This window comes from Streptomyces sp. NBC_01571 (assembly GCF_026339875.1).
In the GTDB taxonomy this organism is placed as follows: domain Bacteria; phylum Actinomycetota; class Actinomycetes; order Streptomycetales; family Streptomycetaceae; genus Streptomyces.
In genome coordinates, this window is the sequence record NZ_JAPEPZ010000001.1 from 4,929,396 (window position 1) to 4,950,295 (window position 20,900).

Genomic DNA, 20,900 nt, shown 5'->3' on the forward strand with positions numbered 1-20,900 from the left:
AGGGCGTGCCAGGCGCCGCGAGGCAGGCGGGACTTTCGCAACACGACCTAGTCCTTCAGGCGCCCGGGAGGAAGAGGCAGAACGGGTGGCCGTGAGGGTCGCGGAGGACGCGTACGTCCTTCTGGGGCTGGTGTTCCTCCAGCGTCGCGCCGAGGGCACAAGCCCGCTCGGTCTCCGCCTCCAGATCGTCGACCTGGAGGTCCAGGTGGGCCTGCATCTGCTGCATCCCGGGGCGTTGTGGCCACACGGGGGGCGTGTGGTCGGTCTCCAGCTGGAAGCTGAGGCCGGGGCGTTCCTGTTCGGGAGCGCGCAGGCGGACCCACTCCGGCTCGCGGTCGACCTCCTCCCAGCCCAGCAGGGCCCGGTAGAAGTCGGCCAGCGCCGGCGGATCGGGAGTACCGAGGACAAAGGCACCGAGCGTCGTCGTCATGCCTCCCACCCTGCCCCCGGCGCACGCCCCCACGCTTCCGCCCGCACCCGGCGAGCCCCGCGCCGGTCCAGGACCGCGCCGGTCCAGGGCCCACGCCCGTCTAAGGCCGGGCCGGTCTGCCCTCGCCGTACAGCCAGTCCTTCCAGATGCCGCCGAAGTCCTTGCCCGGCGCCTTCTTCTCGACGTACGCGGTGAAGTCGGCGGTCGTCGCGTTGCCGTGGCGGTGGGTGGCGGCCCAGCCCTGGATGATGTCGTAGAAGGTGTCGTCACCGACGGTTCTGCGGATCTTGTGGAGGACCATGGCGCCGCGGTCGTAGACGGGACTGTCGGAGATGTGGGCCGCGCCGGAGGGCCTGGCGGGCGGGAAGTCCCAGATCGCCTTGTTGTCGGCGGCGTCGTCGTAGTAGTCGCCCCGGTAGAGGGCGTTGAAGATCTCGTCGGCCGTGTCGCCGTCGTGGTCCTCCTGCCAGAGCCACTCCGCGTACGTGGCGAAGCCCTCGTTGAGCCACATGTCCTGCCAGGACGCAGGGGTGACGGAGTCTCCGTACCATTCGTGGGCCAGCTCGTGGACCAGCGTCCCGATGTCGGGGGCGCCGGGGAAGACGGGGCGGTTCTGGGTTTCGAGCGCGTAGTCGGCGACACCGGCGCGGTCGACGATCGCGCCGGTCGAGGAGAACGGGTACGGGCCGAAGTTGTAGGCCTCCCAGTCCAGGATCTCCGGAATGCGGGCCAGCACCTTCGCGCTCGCGGCGGTCTGTGTCGGGTCGACGGCGACGTACACGGGCAGCCCGCCCTTCGTCGCGCTGCGGGTGATGTCGTACGCCCCGACGGCGAGCGTCGCGACATAGCTCGCCATCGGTTCGGCGGTGTGCCAGGCGAAGGTCCTCCGGCCGTCGGCGGCCGTCGTCTCGCTCCTCAACTCCCCGTTGGAGACCGCGCTCAGGCCCTTGGGGACGGTGATCGTGATGTCGTACGACGCCTTGTCGGAGGGATGGTGGTTGCCGGGGAACCAGGTCATCGAGCCGACGGGTTCGCCGAGGGCGAGCGCGCCGCGGGCCGAGGGCAGCCAGCCCTCCTGCGAGCCGTCCGGGTCCGTGAGCGTCTCCGGGGTGCCCGCGTAGCGGACGGTGGTGCGGAACGTCTCGCCCTTGCCGAGGCCCGTTTGCGGGCGCACCGTCAGTTCCTGGCCCGCCCGGCTCCAGCGGGCGTCCCGGCCGCCGACGGAGACGCCGGCGACGTCCAGGCCCTTCAGGTCGAGGTCGAAGGCGTCGAGGCTTCGGGTCGCCCGCGCGGTGATCCGGGCGGTGCCCCGCAGCTGCTTGCTCCCGGGGTCGTAGGAGAGGTTCAGGGCGTAGTGCGTGACGTCGTAGCCGCCGTTGCCCATCTTCGGGAAGTAGGGGTCGTGCAGGCCCGGGGCGCCCGCCGGGCCGTCCCCGCCGCCGCACGCGGTGAGCGCGCAGGTGAGGGTGAGAGCCAGGACACAGGGGACGATCACGGAAGATCGGGGCACGTCCGCGATCCTACGAGGCCATGACACCATCACGTACGTGCTCGACATCGGCTACGCCCTCTCCAACCGGTTCCCCGACCCCCCGCAGACCGACTACCGCCGCGCGGACGTCCACGCCCTGCGGCACGACCTGTTCTGCGGCGACGTGTACCTCGCCGACACCAAGGCGGACCGGGAGGTGTCGACGGCCTGGGGATGGGTGCCGGTGCTCGACTTCGCGTGGGCGCTGTGCGACATCGTGGAACAGCTGGACCGGGACCCGCGGGGCAGCCGGGCCTCCCGTCCCCAGCACGCGGAGCTCGACTTCACCGAGTCGACGGACCGCATGCTCTTCGAGCGCCGCTTCGGCTGGGTCGACATCGAGGCCGACTGGATGCACCGCGACGAGGAGCCGTTGACCTTCTCGCACTCCGCGCTGCGCCGGGAGGCCCGCGACTTCCTGCACGACCTGATCGCGGACCTCACCGATCTGCACGACGACCTCGCCGAGAACCCGGCCCTGTGGACCCTCCAGGCCCGCTTCCCCCGCGTGTCCTGATCCTCTCGCGATCCCGACCGTTCTCCCCGCGGACGTCCCCCTCGATCGCTCGCCCCGGCGGACCTCGTCTCCCCCTCGGCTCGCCTTCCCCCTCGGCTCGTCTCCCCCCTCGGCTCGCCCTGGCCCTCAGACCTCATCCATATCGCCGTGCACCCGCACGCCCAGCGCGGCCGCCAGCACCGGTGCCAGGTCGAACAGCTGGGCCGGGCTGATCACCGCGCCCGCCAGGCGGTCCACCCCCCGCGTGATGTCCAGCTCCGCGGCGCGGCGCAGATCCACGTCTACCAGGGTCGCCGCCGTGAGGTCGGCGCCCTTGACGACACAGTCCACGAATTCCACGCGCTCCAGGCGGGCGCCTCCGAAGTCCGGCTCCACCAGCACACAGCCCTCGAAGACGACGTCCTTGAGGCGGGCCCTGCGCAGGTTCAGGTAGTCGATCTTGCCGCCGCGGATCAGTACGCGCTCCAGCACGGAACCGTGCAACTGCACTCCGCCCAGGCGGGCGTCGACCAGCTCGACGTCGCGCAACGTCGACTCGGCCAGATCGGTTCCCACGCCCCGCAGGCCCGTCAGGACCGAGTCCAGCACGCGCGCGTGGTGCAGCCGCGTCTCGTCCAGCGCGCACCCCGTCAGGGCGCAGTCCATGAAGCGCGCGCCCCCGCCGTCCTGCCCGGCGAAGTCCGTCTCCCGGAAGTCCAGCCCGTCATAGTCCCCGTCCGGCTCCAGAGCGGACCCCTCATGGGGCTCCAGCGACGGCAGCCGCACCTCCGGCCGCCGCGCCCCCTTCACCCGCCCGCTCGCCCCGCTCGTCCCGCCCGCCGCTCTCCGCACCATGCCCCCATCCTGCACTCCCCCACTGACAACGCCTCCGACCTGCGGTCCTGCCCTCCGATGTCACATTCCGGCCCCGCGAACAGTCGTACCCGACAAGACGACCCCGACCGCAGGGAGAGGCCAACCATGCACCACCTGACCGTCATCGGCGGCGGTCTCGCCGGACTCACCGCCGCGATCACCGCCGCCGAGGCAGGCGCCAGGGTCACGCTGTACGAGGCCCACCACACGCTCGGCGGCCGGGCCCGCACCGCGGACGGCCCGTACCGGACGGACAACGGCCCGCACACACTGCACGGCGGCGGCCCGCACTGGACCTGGCTCAAACAGCGCGGCCTCACCGGCCCCCTCGCCCCCGTACCGGCCCGGGAGACCGCGCGGCTGCGCCTGCACCACCGGGGTGTCCTGCGCCGCACCCCGCCCCTCGCCCTGGTCAGACTGCTGCGCCAGGACGCCCGGCAGGCGCCCGTGGACGCCGACTTCCTGAGCTGGGCGAGCGCGCGGACGGGCGAGGAGGGCGCCCGCGCCGCCGCGCACTACTCGGCCGTCACCCTGTTCCACCACGATCCGGGGGCGCTTTCCGCGGCCTTCGTGCAGGAACGGCTGCGCAGGGCCGCCCGGCTGCCCGCGGCGGCACGCCATCCGCGCGGCGGCTGGGCGAACCTCGTCGACCGCATGGCCGCCCGCGCCTGGAACCTGGGCGTCCGGGTGGAGACCCTCGCCCGCGTCGACGCGCTCCCCGACCGTCGCGGCCCGGTCGTCGTCGCCACCTCGCTCGACTCCGCCCGCCGCCTCCTGCGGGACGACTCCCTCACCTGGACCGGCGGCCGGACCGCCCTCGTGGACCTGGCCCTGCGCACCCGGCGCGGCGACCCCTACGCCCTCTCCGACCTGGACGCGCCCGGCCGGCTCGACCGTCCCACGGCGCGGGACCGCACCCTCGCCCCGGCCGGGGAGCAACTCGTCCAGGGGCAGATCCCGATCGCTCCCCACGAGTCCCGCGGCGACGGCGCCGCCCGCGCCGAGCACCTGCTCGACCTCGCGTTCGAGGGCTGGCGCGAGCGCGTGACCTGGCGGCGGGACGCGGTGGCGCTGGGGCGCACGGGAGCGGTCGACCCGCCGGGCACCACCTGGCGCGACCGCCCGGCCCTCGACCGCGGCGACGGCGTCTACCTCGCGGGGGACCAGGTGGCCGCGCCCGGCATGCTCTCGGAGGTCTCGTTCAACAGCGCGCTCGAAGCCGTCGCCCTGGCCTTCGGGATCCGGGAACGCCTTGACCTCAAGCACGCTTGAGGTCGAAAGCTGGGCCCGTCACCGCCCGCGCCCCCCGAGGAGCCCTCCCGATGCACGCCGTCCGCCTGCACACCTTCGGCCCGGCCGAGAACCTCACCTACGAGCGGACCGAGGACCCCGAGCCGGCTCCGGGCCAGGTCCGGGTCGCCGTGGCCGCGGCCGGCGTCCACCTCCTGGACGCCGCCCTACGGGAGGGCGCCCGGGGCCCGGCGCCCGCCCCCGCCACGCTCCCCACCGTCCCCGGCCGCGAGGTCGCCGGCACGGTCGAGTCGCTCGGCGACGGCGTCCCCGGCCACTGGCTCGGCAGACGGGTCGTCGCCCACCTCGGCTTCGCGCCCGGCGGGTACGCCGAACTGGCCGTGACCGACGCCGGCCGCCTGCACGAGATACCGGAGAACCTCGGCTTCGCCCAGGCCGTCGCCATGATCGGAACGGGCCGTACGGCGATGGGGATCGCGCAGTTCGCCGAGTGGGGCCCCGGCACGGTGGCCGTGATCCCCGCGGCCGCGGGCGGCATCGGCACCCTTCTCGTGCAGTACGCCCGCAACGCGGGCGCCACCGTGATCGGCGTCGCGGGCGGCCCGGAGAAGGCGGCCCTGGTCCGGGAGAACGGCGCCGACCTGGCCGTCGACCACCAGGACAGCACCTGGCCGGCGCGGGTCCGCGACTACCTCGGCCACCGCACGGCGACCCTCGTCCTCGACGGCGTCGGCGGCGCCACCGCCCGCGCCGCCGTGGACCTCCTCGGCCCCGGCGGCCGCCATCTCGTCTTCGGCTGGTCGGCCGAGGGCATCCGGGACGGCGGACCGCTGATCGTGCCGGGCGTGACCGAGCAGGTGCTCGGCCCCGCGATGATGCGCAGGGCGGGCGGCCCCGACCCCCTGCGCACCCTGGAACTGCGGGCACTCGCCGAAGCGGCCGCCGGCCGCCTCACCCCGGCCCTGACCCGCTTCCCGCTCGCCTCGGCGGCCGCCGCCCACCGTGCTCTGGAGACCCGCGCCACCATCGGCAAGGTGGTCCTGGAACCGTGAACGGGAAGGCCTCACCGACGTGAGCGGGAAGGCCGCACCGAAAGGTGCGCCATCCACCGATCCATGGTCTTCTGGGCAGGTGAGTGTCACCCGAACAGGTGAACCCGCAGGCCCCGATCCCCATCGCTGGTGGGGTCTGGTGATCATCGCTCTCGCCCAGTTGATGGTCGTTCTGGACGCGACCATCGTGAACATCGCGCTTCCTTCCGCACAGCGTGACCTGGGCATGTCCGACGGCAATCGTCAGTGGGTCATCACCGCGTACACCCTGGCCTTCGGAGGCCTGCTCCTGCTCGGCGGCCGGATCGCCGACCTGGTCGGCCGCAAACGCACCTTCGTCATCGGCCTCATCGGCTTCGCCGCCGCCTCCGCTCTCGGCGGCGGCGCCACCACCTCCAGCATGCTGTACGGCGCCCGCGCCCTGCAGGGCGCCTTCGCCGCCCTCCTCGCCCCGTCCGCGCTCAGCCTGCTGACGACCGCCTTCACCGACCCGCGGGAACGCGGAAAGGCCTTCGGCATCTACGGCGCCCTGGCCGGCAGCGGCTCGGCGATCGGGCTGCTCGCGGGCGGGCTGCTGACCGAGTACCTGAACTGGCGCTGGTGCCTGTACGTCAACATCCCCATCGCCGTCGTCGCGGTCGTCGGCGCGACCGCCCTGCTGCGCGACCGCCCCGGCTACCGGGGCGCCCACCTCGACGTCCCGGGCGCGGTGCTCGGCTGCGGCGGCCTCGTCGCCGTCGTCTACGGCTTCAGCGAGGCGGAGCCGCGCGGCTGGACCGACCCGCTGGTCCTCGCCCTGCTCGCGGCCGGCCTCGCCCTGATCACGGCCTTCGTGTGGTGGCAGAGGCGGGCCCCGAGCCCCCTGCTGCCCCTGCACATCGTCGGGGACCGCAACCGCGCCGGCTGCTTCCTGACCATGGCACTCGCCGTCATCGGCATGTTCGGCATGTTCCTGTTCCTGACCTACTACCTGCAGGTCGTCCTCGGCTACTCGCCGGTGCGGACGGGCCTGGCCTTCCTGCCCCTGACGGTCGCCATCGTCGTCGGCTCGACGCAGATCTCCGCGCGGCTGCTGCAACACGTGGCACCGCGCGTGCTGATGGTCCCCGGCACGGTCCTCGCCGCGTCCGGGATGCTGGTCTTCACCCGGCTGAGCGTGCGCCCCGACTACGCGGGCCTGATACTGCCCGGCATGCTCCTGATGGGGCTCGGCATGGGCCTGATCTTCATGCCGATCTTCGCCACCGCCACCGCCGGGGTCGCCCCGCAGGACTCGGGCGTGACCTCCGCGACCGTCAACACCTCGCAGCAGGTCGGCGGTTCGATCGGCACGGCCCTGCTGAACACCGTCGCCACCACCAGCGGCGCCACCTACATCGCCGCACACCTCACCGACCCGGCGCGCAGGGCGCTGGTCGTCCGCGAGGGCATCGTGCACGGCTACACGGTCGCCATCTGGTGGGCCTGCGGCATCATGCTCCTGGCCGGTCTGACCGCCGGCCTCCTGGTCACCGCGAGGGCCCCCAAGCACACGCTCGGGGCGGCCCCCGTCCCCGAGTCAGTCCCGTGAACCAAGCTCCCGCAGCGCCCCGTCGGTCAGCCGGTACACCGTCCACTCGTCCTGCGGACGCGCGCCGAGCGCCTCGTAGAACTCGATGGACGGCCGGTTCCACTCCAGCACGGACCACTCCAGTCGCTCGTACCCGCGCGTCACGCAGATCCGCGCCAGTTCGGTGAGCAGCGCCTTGCCGTGCCCGCCGCCCCGCGCCTGCGGACGCACGTACAGGTCCTCCAGGTAGATGCCGTGCACCCCGCGCCAGGTGGAGAAGTTCAGGAACCACAGCGCGAAACCGACCACCTCCCCGGCCTCCTCCGCGAGGTGCGCGAACGCCGCCGGGTGCTCGCCGAACAGTGCCTCGCGCAGCTGCGACGGGGTCGCCCGTGCCTCGTCCGGCACCTTCTCGTACTCGGCCAGTTCACGGACCATCGCGTGGATCACGGGGACGTCGGCGGGGGTGGCGGTGCGAATCATGGGCGCAGTGTCACACACCCGCCGCGCGGCCGGCCGTGCGCGGTCCCGCCCCGTCAGTGCCGCCCGGCCACCCGGTCCGCCATCCGCGCCAGCCGGGACGACTCCGCGCTGCGCGTGGTCAGTTCGCGGCGGTCCGCGGTGCGGTAGGTCGCGTACATGCCGTGCACGCCGATCCAGCGGAAGGGCTCCGGCTCCCACTTGCGGACCTTGTGGCCGACCCAGGGCAGGCCGGTCAGCTCGGTCGGGCCCGCCTGACCCGAGTCCAGCCGGACGAGGTCGCGCAGGGTGCGGGCGGCGAGGTTGGTGGTGGCGACACCGGAGCCGACGTAACCGCCGGCCCAGCCGAGGCCGGTCGCGCGGTCCAGGGTGACCGTGGCGCACCAGTCGCGCGGCACACCGAGGACGCCCGACCAGGCGTGCTCCACCCGGACGCCGGCCAGGGACGGGAAGAAGCGGACCAGGATCCCGTACAGGGCCTCGACGGTCGCCTGCTGCGTGCCGCCGTCGTGGTCGGTGCGCGAACCGAAGCGGTACGGGACACCCCGGCCGCCGAGCGCGATGCGGTCGTCGGCGGTGCGCTGCGCGTACATGTACGCGTGTGCCATGTCGCCGAGCGTCTCGCGGCCCTCCCAGCCGATCCGCGCCCACTGCTCGGGCGTCAGCCGCTGCGTCGCGATCATCGACGAGTTCATGGGCAGCCAGGTGCGCCGCTGGCCCTTCAGGGAGGCGGTGAAGCCCTCCGTGCAGCGCAGGACGTAGGGGGCGCGGACCGTTCCGTACGGCGTCACCGCGTGCCGCGGACGGATCTCCGTCACCGGCGTCCGCTCGTGGATCGTCACCCCGAGCGCCTCGGCGGCCGCCGCCAGACCCTTGACCAGCTTCACCGGGTGCAGACGCGCCCCGTGCGGCGTCCACGCCGAGCCCACCGCGTCCGCGACCCGGACCCGCTCGGCGGTCTCGCGCGCGCCGTACAGCTCGCGGTCCCGCTCCCCGTACGACAGCTCGTGCTCGTGGAAGGACTTCAGCCGGGCCAGCTGCGCGGGCGTGTACGCCACCTCCAGGACGCCGCCGCGGTGGACGTCCGCGTCGATGCCCTCCTCGGCGGCGACCCGGACGACCTCGTCGACCGTGTCGTTCATCGCCCTCTGCAGACGGACCGCCGCCTCGTGGCCGTGCAGCCTCGCGTACCGGTCGCGGCCCGCGACGCCGTTGTAGAGCCAGCCGCCGTTGCGCCCCGACGCGCCGTACCCGCAGAACCTCTGCTCCAGGACGGTGACGCGCAGCGAGGGCGCCGCCTTCTTCAGGTAGTACGCGGTCCACAGACCCGTGTAGCCGCCCCCGACGATCACGACATCGGCGGTCGCGTCGCCCGGCAGGGGCTCGCGCGGGACGGGGAGCCCGTCGTCCGCGTACCAGAAGGAGATGCCGCCGTTGACCGTGCCGCTTCCCGTGCCGCTGCTGCTCATGGCGGGGACGTTAACCCCTGGGAGCGGCCAGTGTCTCCTTCGGATTCCGTGCTTTTCCGCGGCCTCTGACCAGCGGATAGCAGCCCAGACCGATCATCACGGAGAGGAAATGTCCGCATTGGGTGAGGGTGGGGGTGCCGAGGACCGGCACCCCGTAGAAGACCAGGACCGCCGCCAGATACGGATACCGCCAGGGTGCCGGGATCCGGTACGTGAGCACGGCGATCACTCCCGCCAGCGAGTAACTCACCCCGATGTCGAGGGTGTTCACGGAGGACTCCGGTGCGATCCCGCGCCGTACCGACTCCAGCAGCGCCCCCTCGCTGGCCAGCGTCGCCAGCACGTGCGAGACCACGCACACGGTCAGCCAGCGCAGGGTGCCGAGCCAGCGCTCCGCCTGCGCGTGGAACACGGTGAAGAGAAAGGCGTACGGGAACCAGTAGCCGCCGTCGATCCACATCGCGCTGGAGACCATCACCCGCAGCGGGTCGTTCGACAGTTCGTGGATGTTGGTGGACCGCTGCCGCAGGAACTCCTCCTCGAAGTCAGGCGACATGTGGTGCAGGGCCACGGTGGTGAAGAAGAGAACACCCAGCCACAGGTAGGTGCCGGGAGCGGCTCGTATGTAGCTCCCCACGGAGCGCAGGATCCGGTCAACGCGCATGGGACACCGCCCCTTCGCGCGTAGGGTCGGCCGGGTGATCGACGTTCCGGACGCCCTGGCCGCCTCCCAGCACCGGTACAACGGAGCGGCGGGCCGTGCCTTCGTCGCCGCGCTCCCGCGGCGGGCTGCCCACTTCCTGGACCGCTGGGAACTGCGCCCCGACGGCCCCTCGATGCACGGCGTGACGGCGCTGGTGCTGCCGGTGCGCCGGGCCGACGACACCCCGGCGGTGCTGAAGCTCCAGTTCCTCGACGAGGAGAGCGCGGGTGAGCCGCTCGCGCTGCGCGCCTGGGCCGGCGGCGGCGCCGTACGGCTTCTCGACCACGACAGGGACACCTGCACCCTGCTGCTCGAACGGCTCGACCACACCCGTATGTTGGCGCACCTCGCCGACACGCGCGAGGCCGCCCTCGTCATCGCGCGGCTGCTGGTCCGGCTGACGGCCGTGGCGGCGCCGGAGGGCGTGCGGCGGCTCGGGGACGTCGCGGCGGACATGCTGGAGCGGGTACCGGGTGCCCTTCGGCGGATTCCGGACCCGTCCGACCGGCGGCTCGTCGAGGACTGTGCCGCGGCGCTGCGTGAGGTGGTGACCGAGCCGGGCGACCGTCTCCTCCACTGGGACCTCCACTACGACAATGTCCTGCGCGGCCTCCACCACGACGACGAACATGACGACAACCACGCCCACCACGACGACGACCGCGCCGCCGGGCGCGCGCCCTGGGTCGCCATCGACCCCAAGCCGCTCGCGGGCGACCCCGGATTCGAACTCTGTCCCGCGCTCGGCAACCGCTTCGAGCCCGGCGAGATCCGTCGGCGCTTCGACGCGATGACCGACGTCATGGGTCTGGAGCGCGCACGGGCCCGCGCCTGGACCCTCGGCCGTGTCCTACAGAACACTCTGTGGGAGATCGAGGACGGCCGCCCGCTGGAGCCCGTTCAACTGGAGATCGCCCGCCGGTTGCGGGAGGTCACGTAGTCCGCGTGTCCGCCATTCGAGTCACGGACACGGCGACGCGGCCGGCCCCGGAAGTGCCCCGGCCGAGCCCGCCCCGCGGCTCACACCGCACACGCGGGAGCGAGGGCGCGGCCCAGTTCGAGCGGGTCGGCGCGCCCGTCCAGGGCGGTGTGCAGGGCCATCGCGAGTTCCGGCCGGGCCAGCAGGCCCTCGCCGGCCGGGTCCCCGGCGGCCCGCGCCGCCAGCCCGAGTCCCACCCAGGCATCGGGGTCGCCGCCGCGGACCGCACGTGCGTGGAACGCGTCACGGGCCCCCGGTGTACGGCCCTCCACCAGCGCGACGTCCTCGACGACCGCGCCCGCGACCACGGCGCCCGGGTCGTCCCGCAGTGCCGCGAAGCCCGCCGGGTCGGCCAGCAGCCACCGCAGCAGCACCGCTCGTGTGTCGAACCCGCGGAGCGGGCTGCCGTACGCGCCGCCGGGGACGGGCGCCGTGTCCGGAGCCGGGGGGAGCGGCGCACCGCGGGACCAGGCCGCCGCGTACGCGCGGACGGTGTCCGCGGCCGGCCGCAGATGGTGGGCGCGCCAGCTCGCCCGGTGGTCCGCGACCGCGAGGGCGGCCGCGGACCTGGCCCGCACGTCGACCGGTTCGTCCAGCCAGGGTTCGACGCGCCGCGTCAGCTCGGCCACCAGCCGCCGCCCCAGCTCGTTGAGCCCGTCCGCCGAGCCGATCGCGCGCAGCGCGTGCGCCGTCTGGCAGCGCCACAGCGCGAACTCGAACTGCCCGAGCACATGGACGCGCCGCCGCCAGAACGCGGTGACCCCGAAGAAGGCGTACACACCCTGGAGCAGGCCGCCCAGCGGTCGCGGATCGTCGCGCCAGGGGGCGTAGTGCAGCCGGTCGTCCCGGTCGTCGTACAGGGTGAACAGGTGCATGAACGCGCTGAGTTTGTTGTGCTGGAACTCGTGCACCAGTGTCGAGGCGAACTGCTCGGCGTCGTCCGGCGCCGAGGCCAGGGCGCCGCCGAAGGCCTCGCCCGACGACGCGCTGTGCGGCCGGAACCGCTCGGCGCGCGGACGGGGCACCACCGACACCAGCCCGCCCGCCAGCGCCCGGGCGCCCTCGGTGTCGGTGCGCCGGAGGATGTCCCAGGCCGGGGCGAACAGCGCCTGCCACTCGGCGACCGGGGCGACGGGTTCGACCCGGCCCGGTTTCCGCAGGTCGCGGTAGGGGTCGGTGTCGTCCAGGAGCAGGGTGCAGCCGGCCGCGCGCAGCTCCGTCAGGGCGTGCCAGTCCGGTCCCTCCAGCGGGCGCCCGGCGATCCGTACGTGTCCGGCGGTGGCGGAGACCTCGGCCACGTCCCAGTCGGCCGGGCCGGGTACCCGCATCGCCCCGAGCGCGGGCAGGACCGCCCATCCGTGCCGGACCGGGATCTCGGCGCGGAACTCCAGGCCGGCCCGGATCGCCGCGGCCGCCGCGATGGCGTGGAGGTGCCCGGTGTCCGCCCAGAGGGGCGCGTCGTCCTGGGCGGTCCCGCGCAGCCGGCGCAGCGTGTGGGACGCCCAGACGCCGACCGCCGGATACCCCAGCAGTTCTTCCACCGCGTCCCGTGCCGCCTCGGACGCGGTCCAGGCGCGGGCCAGCAGCCGCCAGCCCTCCGCCGGGGGAGGCAGCGGGCCGGGCGGTGCCGTCGCCGCCGAGTCCAGCAGGGCCCGTACGACGAGCAGCCGCCAGCTCCGCTCGCTCCTGCGCAGCAGGTCCACCGTCGCGGGGCCGCCCCCGCCGCCCAGCAGTTCGTCGAACGACTGCGGTGAGAGGACGTGGGGTCGGGCCGTCTGGTGCATGGGGGACCTGTTCGTTGCTGCCGGCGAGGGGGCGTCGACGCCTTCGGGCGGTCGCTGCGGCTGTCAGTCCTCGCGCTGCGGGTTGTAGCCGCCGAGGCTGCTGGCGGGGTCGTCGATGCGGCTGAGCAGCCGGCGCATGGAGCCCGACGCGGACGGCAGGTCCAGATGGGGCCAGGCGTCCAGCGGAACGTCGCTGAGGTCGATCAGCTCGGACTCGACTCCGGACTTCTCCATGGCGGCGCCCCTGTGACGGTGAAGGTGTGCGGTCAAGGTCGGTGATGCAACGTCTGATGCAGTGCCTGATGCGACGTCTGATGCGACGCCTGCGATCAATGCCCTATGTATCACTGAAATATGGCTTTTTCAGTGATTTGAGGCTACTTGAGTGACCCTAGTGCATCAGGGAGGTCACACAGAGCCACATCGCGCAATCGTCCCGGATCGGGTGACGTCCCCGGACCGAGTGACGCGTGGGCGCCGCGGGTAGGGACCGGGTGTGATTGAACTCGCTGAACTGATCGAGGAGTTGCGCAGGGAACTGACCGCGGCCCGGACGGCGGCGGAGGGGGAGGATCTGTACTTCGAGGTGGGTCCGGTGGAGCTGGAGGCGGCCGTGGTCGTGGAGCGCTCCGCGACGGCGGGCGGGAAGATCCGCTTCTGGGTGGTGGAGGCCGGCGCGGACGGACGCGTGGCCGACAGCGTCACGCACCGGGTAAAACTGACGCTCGATCCGCGCACCCACAGCGGCGGCGGACGCGCGCCGTGGGTGGGCGGGGCCGAGGCCGACCGGGAGCGCTGAGCCGTGCCGGGGCAGGAGCCGCGCCGCGGACTTGATCCGGTCCGGGTGGCGGAGGTGATGGTGCGTCCGGCGGCGGGCCGGGGCCCCGGGCGGCGTGGGTCCGGGTACCGGGTCGGGCTCCGCTGGGTGCTCACCGCCGCGCACGTGGTCCGCGACGCCGAGGGGGGAGTCACGGGCGTACGGTTCGAGGCCGACCGCGCCGCGGAGTGGACGGCGCCCGCGCAGGTGCTCCTGGCCTCCGACAAGGCGGACGTGGCGCTCCTGGAGATCGCCGGGACCGTACCGCGGGGCGTGCACGCGGCCGCGACCGGATCTCCCTCGTACGGGACGTTGCCCGACACGGACGTCGTCCTGCCGTGCGCCGCGATGGGCTTTCCACGCTTCAAGCTGCGCGAGGACCGGATGCGGCCGCTCGACGACGGTTCGGCGTCCCAGTACCGCGACTCCTGCCACGCCACGGGCATGACCTCGGTGCTGTCCAACCGCCGCGAGGGCACCCTCGAACTCGCGGTCACCCCACCGGAGTCGGACAGCGAACCGGACCGCTCCCCCTGGGAGGGCATGTCGGGCGCGGCCGTCTGGCACGACGGCACACTCGTCGGCCTGGTCAGCGCCCACCACCGCACGGACGGCCTCGGCCGGCTGGCCGCGGTGCGCGTGGACCGCTGGTACGAGTTGCTGACCGGGGCCGAACTGGCTTTGCTGCACGAGAACGCGGGCCTTCCCGCGTCGGCGGACGGGCTGGTCCGCTTCCCGCCCGCGGACACCACCGTCGCCGTCCCGGTCACCCTGGCGGACCTCCGCGACGACCTGCCGCTCGGTGAACTCGCGGGGCTGGTCACCGCGTTGACCACGCTGCCCACGGTGAGCGACCGCACCACCCTGGCGCTGGTCCTGAGCAGCATCGACCCGGTAGTCGCCGCGATGAGTCCCCGGATGCCGGCGCTGCGTCCCGACCTGTTCGGAATCCTGCGGACCTGCCTGAGCTACCCGGGAACCCTGGATCAACTTCTCGAAGCGATACGGTTGTTGGAGGGCGACTCCGCAGGGGTGGCCCGCATGGACCAAGAGGCGGTGGAGTTGTCCCGGCGCCACCGTCGAGCCGATGGGCGCCGCTGACCTGATATCGCACCGCCCCGCAGGTGCGGGGTTTCATCCCCCGTACGGCGGGCCATTATCAGGAGGATGTGAGCAGCCCGCATCCACAAATGCAGCCGGGGGGGAAGGGGTTTGGCCGTCATGGAGCCGTCTGTGGCCGCCGTCGAGTCCAGCCTGGTCGATCTCGCGGGGGTATCCCTTGAAACGCTGCGCTCCATGGACAGTCAGGTTCTCGCCACATCCCTGGACGAGTTGCTGCAAAGGATCGATCAAACCCTCGCCAGCGTCAACGGTTTCGGCGGCGGCGAGGCGGAACGCTTCGACTGACGATGCCAGGGCCGCTCATGCCCGTTGAGCCCTCCCTGCCGCGTCATCGTCTGCCGCACGGCAGTCTGGCCGAACTGACCCGCGGTGAGGGGAGCCCGGCCACCCTCGAACTCATCATCGGCGCCGAACGAAGCCGTCGCCTGCTGCTGTTACGGATCCTCGACGACGCGACCCGCCTCGGTCCCGCCTGGGACCTCCTCAGCGAGGCCCAGCGTGCCTCCCCGTCCGTCGTCGACGACGTGCTGATGTATCCGCAGACGGGCATGTGGCTCGCCGGGACACTGCGCAGGCTGCGCGCGCCGACCGCGCGGGACGAGCCCCCGCTGTGGGTGGATACCGGTCACGTCTCCGCTCTCGCCGCCGCGGCGGGACTGCTGGCGGGCGTGGACTTCACCATCGAGGTGCCCGTGCGGCACGGCCGGGTGCCGCTGCCGACCCTCGGCTGCGCGACGGTCCCCGCGACCGGGCCGTGGACCACGGCCACCGTCCGCGCCGAGGCCGGCAACGCTGTGGTGGAGACACCCGGGGCGACAGTCGCGATACCCCTCCCGCCCGGCACGCCGGGACCGGGATGGCACGCCGTCCGCCGACTCACGGTCGGGCCGGGGGAGCAACGGCTCGAAGTGGTACTGGACGACGTGGACCCTTACCGGACGTACCCCCGGCCGACCGAACCGCGTCCGCTCTCCGAGGAGGCCGCGGCGCAATGGCGTCAGGTGCTGGGGCAGGCCTGGGCGGTACTGCTGAGGGAGCAGCCCGACACCGCGGAAGCCATGCGACGGGGCGTGTTCTCCCTCAGCCCCACCTCCGCGAGGGAAAGATTCCGGCCGCGCAGCGTGACATCGGGGGACGCGTTCGGCGGTATCGAGGTCTCGGAGCCGGACGACGCCGTCCAGTTGGCCGTGACACTCGTGCACGAGTTCCAGCACACCAAACTGGGCGGCCTGCTGCATCTGACACCGCTCCTGGACCGAGGCGCCGACGGCGGTGCGGAACGGTGGTACGCGCCCTGGCGGGACGACCCCCGACCGCTCCAGGGGCTGCTCCAGGGGATCTACGCGTTCGTGGGGATCACCCGTTTCTGGCGCACCCACCGCCGAGGCACCCATCCCCGCGACAGCATGGCCCATTTCGAGTTCGCGCTGTGGCGGGCCCATGTCGCGACCGCGATGGAGCAGGTCCACGGCCATCCGCACCTCACCCCGCTCGGTGCCGCCCTGCTGGACACGCTGCGCGACCGCTGCGCCCAGTGGCTGGAGGACCCGGTCCCCGAGGAACCGCTTGCCCTGGCCCGGCTGTGTGCCGCCGACCACGCCACCCGCTGGCGGGCCCACCATCTACGGCCCGCCGCACCGGCGGTGGACGAGACCGTGCGCGCGTGGCTGCGGGGGGAAAGCGGTCCGCCCGCAGCCCTCGCCGCCGAGCCCGACGTGGTGCTCGACCCCTCCGCACGCTGGCTGGACAGCCTCGCCATGCTCGTCCGCCACCACCTCGGCGGCCGGGACGACGACCGCCGCTCCCCCGAAGAACCGGAGAAGACCGCGGCCCGCGTCACCGGCGCCCTGACCGGCGATGCCCTGCTGGCCGTGGGCGACGCCACGGCCGCCCGGAACGCGTACATGGCACGACTGGCCGTGGAACCCGGGCGGGCCGGAGCCTGGGCCGGCCTGGGCCGGTCTCTGGAGATGGCGGGGACGGAACCGGCGGCTGCCCGGCTGCTGTGCCGCCACCCCGAACGGGCACGGGCCGTCCAGACGGCGCTCTGCCGGGCCGCGGGCACCCCCGCGGACCCGGTCAGGCTCGCCGCATGGCTCGGCTCGTCCCTGCCCCGGCCGGCCTGAACCGTCCGGGCTCAGGCCTCCGGAACGGACCGTCTCCGGGTCACAGTTGCAGCGGGTCGATGTCGCAGTCGCACCGCTCCCTGGAACGGGCCTGCTCGGTGGCGGGGTGCGGAGTGAGCTGGGCGGCGCTCAGTCGGGGGGCGTCCAGTACGCGCTCCATGCGCTCCAGGACGTCCATGCGCAGTGCCTCGCCGTCCGTCTCCTCACCGACGGCGATGAGGTCGAGGGAGAGATTGGCCGCGCACACCAGCGTGGTGGGGTGATCAACGCCCTGGCGCACCCGGCACAGCGCCAGCGTCTTCTCCCCGAGTTCGCGGGCTTCGGTGGTCCGCCCCAACGCGCTCAGGTCACTCGCCAGGTTGATGGCGCAGACCAGCGCCGTCGGGTGACTCTCCCCGAGACGCTCGGTCAGTGACTCCAGTGCCGCCTCGTCCCGCTGCCTGGCCTCCTCGGCCCGGCCCAGCAACCGCAGTGTCACCGCGAGGTCGATGTCGGCCGCCAGGACGTGAGGGTGATCGGACCGGAAGATCTTGCGGAACCTCTCGCAGGCCTTCTCTCCACGGTCGCGGGCCGCTTCCAGCTCGCCGTTGTGCCGCAGGGCCACCGACAGGGCCAGAGCCGCCATCAGTGCCTCGGGGTGTGTGTCGCCATAGCGGCGGGTGAACTGGCTGAACGCCTCGCGTGCCAACTCCAGCGCGGTGGCGTGGTCACCCTCCTTGCGACAGGCCTCGCTCAGCTGCCGCACGGCCTGCAGTGTCGAGGGGTTACCGGTTCCGAGGACGGCCTGATAGCCGTCCGCGACCGCCTGCTGCAGGGACCGCGCGCCGACGTAGTCACCGGTCTCCCGTACGTCGACGGAGATGCTCGCCTCGGTCATCAGCGACTGGGTGTGATCGCGGCCGTACAGCCGCGCCTTCATCGCGTGCGTGTGCCGGTCCAGCTCCAGAGCCCGCTGGAAGTCGCCGACCATTCGCAGGCTCACGCCGAGGTTGTGGGCCGTGACCAGGGTCGTGGGATCGTCCTCGCCGAAGGCCCGTCGGGCTCGGTCGTAGGCCATCTCGTCCAGCTCGGCACCGGCGGCGAAGTCCCCTTCCACGCGGCGTACCGCGGCTTCGAGGTTGATCGTCTCCAGGGCGTCCTCGCGGGTGTCCTCGCGGTCCGGTGGCGCGGTGCGGGCGTAGACGTCCTTGAGCTGGGCCACCAGGGTTGCGGCATCGTCGTGGCTGCCGACCTTCAGGTAGAGGAAACACAGCCACCAGCCCATCAGCCGCGTCTGCTGGTCCTCGTCGCCGTACAGCCGCTGCCAGGTCCGCCAGGCCTGTTCGGAGAACTCGACGGCGACCTTGTGGTCTCCCCAGTACCAGAGGTACCTGGCGACGTTCCGCACCAGCTCGCGCACCCATGGCTGATCGGACTCGATGGCGCCCGACGCGATGACGTGGCCGTACAACTCGGCGTAGCGCGGCCAGTTGGCCGCTTGGTTGGGCCCCTTGGGGTCGGCGGCGGCCAACAGCGTGTGGGCGCCGTTGCGCATGCGATTCTGCTCCTCGGGCGTCATACGGTTGATCAGCACCGCCTGGACCAGGCGGTGCATCTCGATCGAGTTCGTGCGGTGGTCGATACGGGCGAGCGAGTAGCGGTTGATCTCCCGTATGGCACGCGCGAGCCGCATGGGGTCGTTGAGGGCACGGTCGAGTTCGGTGTCGATGCTGCTGCCGCCGAGGCCGGAGAAGATGGAACGGGAGATGGGGTCCGGCGCGAAGTAGGAACAGAGCTGGAGCAGTCGCAGGGCGGTGAGACTGCGGGTCTCGAGGTGGTCGAGAGAGACGTTCCAGGCGGCCGCGACCGGAAGCTGGTAGTCCGGGGGCGGCGAGACTTCGAGAAGCTCACTGCGCTTGTGCTCGAACAGCCGCAGGTACTCCGACACCGGCATCCCGGTCTCCGCACGCCAGGCCGCGGCCTGCTCCAGGGCGAGCGGAAGGTCGCCGAGCGCGTCGGCGAGGAGGTTCGCGTCGGCGTCGGTGAGTTCCTCGCCGTAGGCACTGGTACGGCGCAGCAGCTGCTTGCTCTCCTCCCGGGTGAACACGTCGACCTCGAGCGAGGGGCCCACCACGCTCCACCGGCGGTTGCGGGAGGTGACCAGGATGGTGCCGCTGCCGCCCGTGGGGAAGTAGTCGCGGACGCGTTCGGGACTGTCGGCGTTGTCGAAGATCAGCAGCCAGCGGGAGTAGGGCCGGCCCTCGCGCAGTGCCTCGCGCACCGCAGGACCCGCGATATTGGCCTCGGCGCTGGTGCCCAGGCCCAGCCGCTGGGCAAGCTCCACCAGGGCCTGGCCGATCTGGCCGGGGCGCTCGGCGGGGATCCACCAGACGATGTCGTACTCGGACTGGTGGCGGTAGGCGTACTCGATCGCCAACTGAGTCTTCCCGACACCGCCCATGCCGTGGATCGCCTCGGGCAGCACGGTGGTCGTGCCCTCCCGGCGCAGGCGCTCGCTCAACTGTTCAAGAAGGTCCACGCGGCCGGTGAAGTTGGGATTGCGCGGAGGGATGTTCCCCCAGATGCGCGGCTGCGCCGAACGCGCGTTCTCCACCGTGGGCTGCTGCGTGGTGGCCATGGTCGTGGCTCCTTCTGGAGTTGTCTCGGGCCCCCTCGGGGCGTCTGCGGCGTCCCGGCTCGCCCGGCCGGCGGAGGGCCGAGGCTGGGGCCGCGTGCGGATACCCACGTCCTTGCGCAGGTCCACGGTGTTCTGCCGGTCGTACCCGCGCAGAACCTGCGCGAGACGCTCGGCCCGGGGCAGGAAACGTCCGGACAGAGCGCGCAGCGCGGTCAGTTCGACGCGCAGGAACGCCACGTTGCGTGGGGTCACGGGCGGCACACCGGTCGCCTCGACGGGTTCGTCCGGGGCGGGCAGGACCGGCTCGGAGCCCTCCGCGGCGGTCGCCATCAGCACCCGTACGTCGTGCAGCACCCGGACGGTGTCCCGGCGGCGGGCCAACGCCAATAACTCCTGGCGGATGTTCGGACCGAAGGCGAAGACCATCTCGGCCGTGCGCTCGGCCTCCGCGCCCGCCGGCCGCACCAGGCCGCTCATCAGCAGCTCGGTGAGGTGGGCAGGGCCGGCGCCCGGCACCGAGGCCGTCAGGGCGCTCATCACGGACAGCGTCAGAGGAGCCGCCGCGAGTCGGGTGGCCAGGGCGAACGCGGTGGGCGACGCGGCGGCCCGGAACTCCGAGACCCGCTCCCACGGCGGCACCGCGCTGGCGGGGTCGGGAACGTCGTCGACCCACGGGACGGCACGGGCGGCATCCGGCCGCCGCTTCCAGTCCCGGGCCCGGACGCCCGACATCTCCACCCAGTCACCGGCCCCGGCCGCCACCAGGTCGGCCCAGTCGGAGAGCGAGTGGTCGGTCCGCTCCAGGACCGGGACCGGCACCACGCCGGAGCGCGCCGCCGGATCGTCGTCGACGGGTTCGAGCGGGGAGGTGCGCAGCTCCCACCGCAGGGAGCCGTTCGGCGCCCAGGGTCGCCCGGACTTCAGCCGCATGCGGTGCACGTCGAGGCCGGTGCGGAACCAGAGCCGTTGCGGCAGCAGGTGGAGCACCGCGAGGGGGTCGGAACGGCCGAGTTCCCTCAGCAGCGGCAGTACCGCGTCCGACCGCCAGCCCGCCGCCAGACCGTCGGTCAGCACCAGCACCACCCGGTGTTCACCCACGGGCGGGGGAAGGTGCTCCAGCCGGATCCGGCCCGGTTCGGTGTCGTCGGAGCCCAGCAGCCGTAAGCGCGTGACCGGGCCGGACGACTCCTGGGCGGCGAGCTCCTCGGTCAGCCGGTCGACCGTCTCGTCCCAGACCCGCATGGTCACGTAGTCGTCCACGACGAGCAGGACGGACGCACGGTCCGCGGACCCGGCCCGCTCCAGTCCCCGCAGAGCATGCGCCACCGCGCACGGTGACGCGTCGCCAGAAGCCCGTCCCGATGGTGGTCGTGGGCCGTCGTCACGCTGCATAAGCGCCCTCAGAGCGTCCGGTCATGCCCGACGACGGAGGGAGCACCGAGGAGGAGTCCCGCAGTCCGCGGGCATGCGTGACATCCACGTGCCAAGCCTGGCAGTGGTCTGCGTGCGGTGCAAGACGGCAGGCCACAGGGGGCGGCAGGACCGACGGAAACTCAATCACCGGGCGGTACCCACCCGTTCGGCGGTACCGGCCCCCTGTGGACAGCCGGTGAGTCTG

The 20,900-nt window shown here is 72.8% G+C and carries 18 protein-coding genes; 9 read left to right on the plus strand and 9 right to left on the minus strand.

What is annotated here, in order from left to right; all coding sequences use genetic code 11:
* Nucleotides 1-55 precede the first annotated feature (55 nt).
* Nucleotides 56-430, minus strand: coding sequence for a VOC family protein (locus OHB41_RS22145; RefSeq protein WP_266699966.1), 375 nt, complete (start codon nt 428-430; stop codon nt 56-58).
* Nucleotides 431-530: 100 nt separating this feature from the next.
* Nucleotides 531-1,940, minus strand: a complete 1,410-nt coding sequence (locus OHB41_RS22150) for a M1 family metallopeptidase (protein ID WP_266699967.1) — start codon at nt 1,938-1,940, stop codon at nt 531-533.
* Between the two features lie 37 nt (nt 1,941-1,977).
* On the opposite strand from OHB41_RS22150, the gene OHB41_RS22155 reads away from it, so the two are divergent.
* The gene (locus OHB41_RS22155; RefSeq protein ID WP_266699968.1) at nt 1,978-2,478 is read left to right on the plus strand and encodes a hypothetical protein; all 501 of its coding nucleotides are present in this window, start codon (nt 1,978-1,980) and stop codon (nt 2,476-2,478) included.
* A gap of 126 nt (nt 2,479-2,604) precedes the next feature.
* Here OHB41_RS22155 and OHB41_RS22160 read toward each other — a convergent pair whose 3' ends face one another.
* Complete coding sequence (locus OHB41_RS22160; RefSeq protein WP_266699969.1) at nt 2,605-3,312, minus strand: pentapeptide repeat-containing protein; 708 nt, start codon at nt 3,310-3,312, stop codon at nt 2,605-2,607.
* A 126-nt stretch (nt 3,313-3,438) separates the two neighbouring features.
* On the opposite strand from OHB41_RS22160, the gene OHB41_RS22165 reads away from it, so the two are divergent.
* From OHB41_RS22165 to OHB41_RS22175, 3 genes are all read left to right on the plus strand, one after another.
* Nucleotides 3,439-4,605 (plus strand): NAD(P)-binding protein, encoded by a 1,167-nt coding sequence (locus OHB41_RS22165; protein WP_266699970.1) that lies wholly within the window; start codon nt 3,439-3,441, stop codon nt 4,603-4,605.
* Nucleotides 4,606-4,655: 50 nt separating this feature from the next.
* Nucleotides 4,656-5,636, plus strand: coding sequence for a zinc-binding dehydrogenase (locus OHB41_RS22170; protein ID WP_266699971.1), 981 nt, complete (start codon nt 4,656-4,658; stop codon nt 5,634-5,636).
* 79 nt (nt 5,637-5,715) lie between these two features.
* Nucleotides 5,716-7,206, plus strand: a complete 1,491-nt coding sequence (locus OHB41_RS22175; RefSeq protein WP_266699972.1) for an MFS transporter — start codon at nt 5,716-5,718, stop codon at nt 7,204-7,206.
* Here OHB41_RS22175 and OHB41_RS22180 read toward each other — a convergent pair.
* From OHB41_RS22180 to OHB41_RS22190, 3 genes are read right to left on the minus strand one after another with little or no spacing between them, the layout of a single operon-like run.
* Nucleotides 7,195-7,668, minus strand: coding sequence for a GNAT family N-acetyltransferase (locus OHB41_RS22180; RefSeq protein ID WP_266699973.1), 474 nt, complete (start codon nt 7,666-7,668; stop codon nt 7,195-7,197). The two genes, OHB41_RS22175 and OHB41_RS22180, sit on opposite strands and share 12 nt — an antisense overlap.
* Before the next feature lie 53 nt (nt 7,669-7,721).
* Nucleotides 7,722-9,134, minus strand: coding sequence for an NAD(P)/FAD-dependent oxidoreductase (locus tag OHB41_RS22185; RefSeq protein ID WP_266699974.1), 1,413 nt, complete (start codon nt 9,132-9,134; stop codon nt 7,722-7,724).
* Nucleotides 9,135-9,144: 10 nt separating this feature from the next.
* Complete coding sequence (locus tag OHB41_RS22190; protein WP_266699975.1) at nt 9,145-9,798, minus strand: rhomboid-like protein; 654 nt, start codon at nt 9,796-9,798, stop codon at nt 9,145-9,147.
* Between OHB41_RS22190 and OHB41_RS22195 the strand changes: the two genes are divergently transcribed.
* Nucleotides 9,797-10,777, plus strand: a complete 981-nt coding sequence (locus tag OHB41_RS22195; protein ID WP_526024950.1) for an aminoglycoside phosphotransferase family protein — start codon at nt 9,797-9,799, stop codon at nt 10,775-10,777. The genes OHB41_RS22190 and OHB41_RS22195 overlap by 2 nt on opposite strands.
* 80 nt (nt 10,778-10,857) lie before the next feature.
* Here the strand turns inward: OHB41_RS22195 and OHB41_RS22200 are convergent, their stop codons facing one another.
* On the minus strand, nt 10,858-12,600 hold the full coding sequence (locus OHB41_RS22200) for an HEXXH motif domain-containing protein (protein WP_266699977.1): 1,743 nt from the start codon (nt 12,598-12,600) through the stop codon (nt 10,858-10,860).
* A 63-nt stretch (nt 12,601-12,663) separates the two neighbouring features.
* Nucleotides 12,664-12,834 carry a hypothetical protein gene (locus tag OHB41_RS22205; protein ID WP_266699978.1) on the minus strand — a complete coding sequence of 57 codons (171 nt, stop codon included), beginning with the start codon at nt 12,832-12,834 and terminating at the stop codon, nt 12,664-12,666.
* Between the two features lie 262 nt (nt 12,835-13,096).
* On the opposite strand from OHB41_RS22205, the gene OHB41_RS22210 reads away from it, so the two are divergent.
* The 4 genes from OHB41_RS22210 to OHB41_RS22225 all read left to right on the plus strand — a co-directional run bounded on the left by OHB41_RS22210 (nt 13,097) and on the right by OHB41_RS22225 (nt 16,665).
* On the plus strand, nt 13,097-13,399 hold the full coding sequence (locus tag OHB41_RS22210; RefSeq protein WP_266699979.1) for a trypco2 family protein: 303 nt from the start codon (nt 13,097-13,099) through the stop codon (nt 13,397-13,399).
* Nucleotides 13,400-13,402: 3 nt separating this feature from the next.
* Nucleotides 13,403-14,518 (plus strand): effector-associated domain 2-containing protein, encoded by a 1,116-nt coding sequence (locus tag OHB41_RS22215; protein WP_266699980.1) that lies wholly within the window; start codon nt 13,403-13,405, stop codon nt 14,516-14,518.
* A gap of 132 nt (nt 14,519-14,650) precedes the next feature.
* Complete coding sequence (locus tag OHB41_RS22220) at nt 14,651-14,824, plus strand: FxSxx-COOH-like cyclophane-containing RiPP peptide (protein ID WP_266699981.1); 174 nt, start codon at nt 14,651-14,653, stop codon at nt 14,822-14,824.
* Between the two features lie 17 nt (nt 14,825-14,841).
* Entirely contained in the window at nt 14,842-16,665 is a 1,824-nt protein-coding gene (locus OHB41_RS22225) for an HEXXH motif domain-containing protein (RefSeq protein ID WP_266699982.1), read from the plus strand.
* Between the two features lie 40 nt (nt 16,666-16,705).
* Here the strand turns inward: OHB41_RS22225 and fxsT are convergent, their stop codons facing one another.
* Nucleotides 16,706-20,608 (minus strand): FxSxx-COOH system tetratricopeptide repeat protein, encoded by a 3,903-nt coding sequence (gene fxsT / locus OHB41_RS22230; protein ID WP_266699983.1) that lies wholly within the window; start codon nt 20,606-20,608, stop codon nt 16,706-16,708.
* Nucleotides 20,609-20,900: the final 292 nt, after the last annotated feature.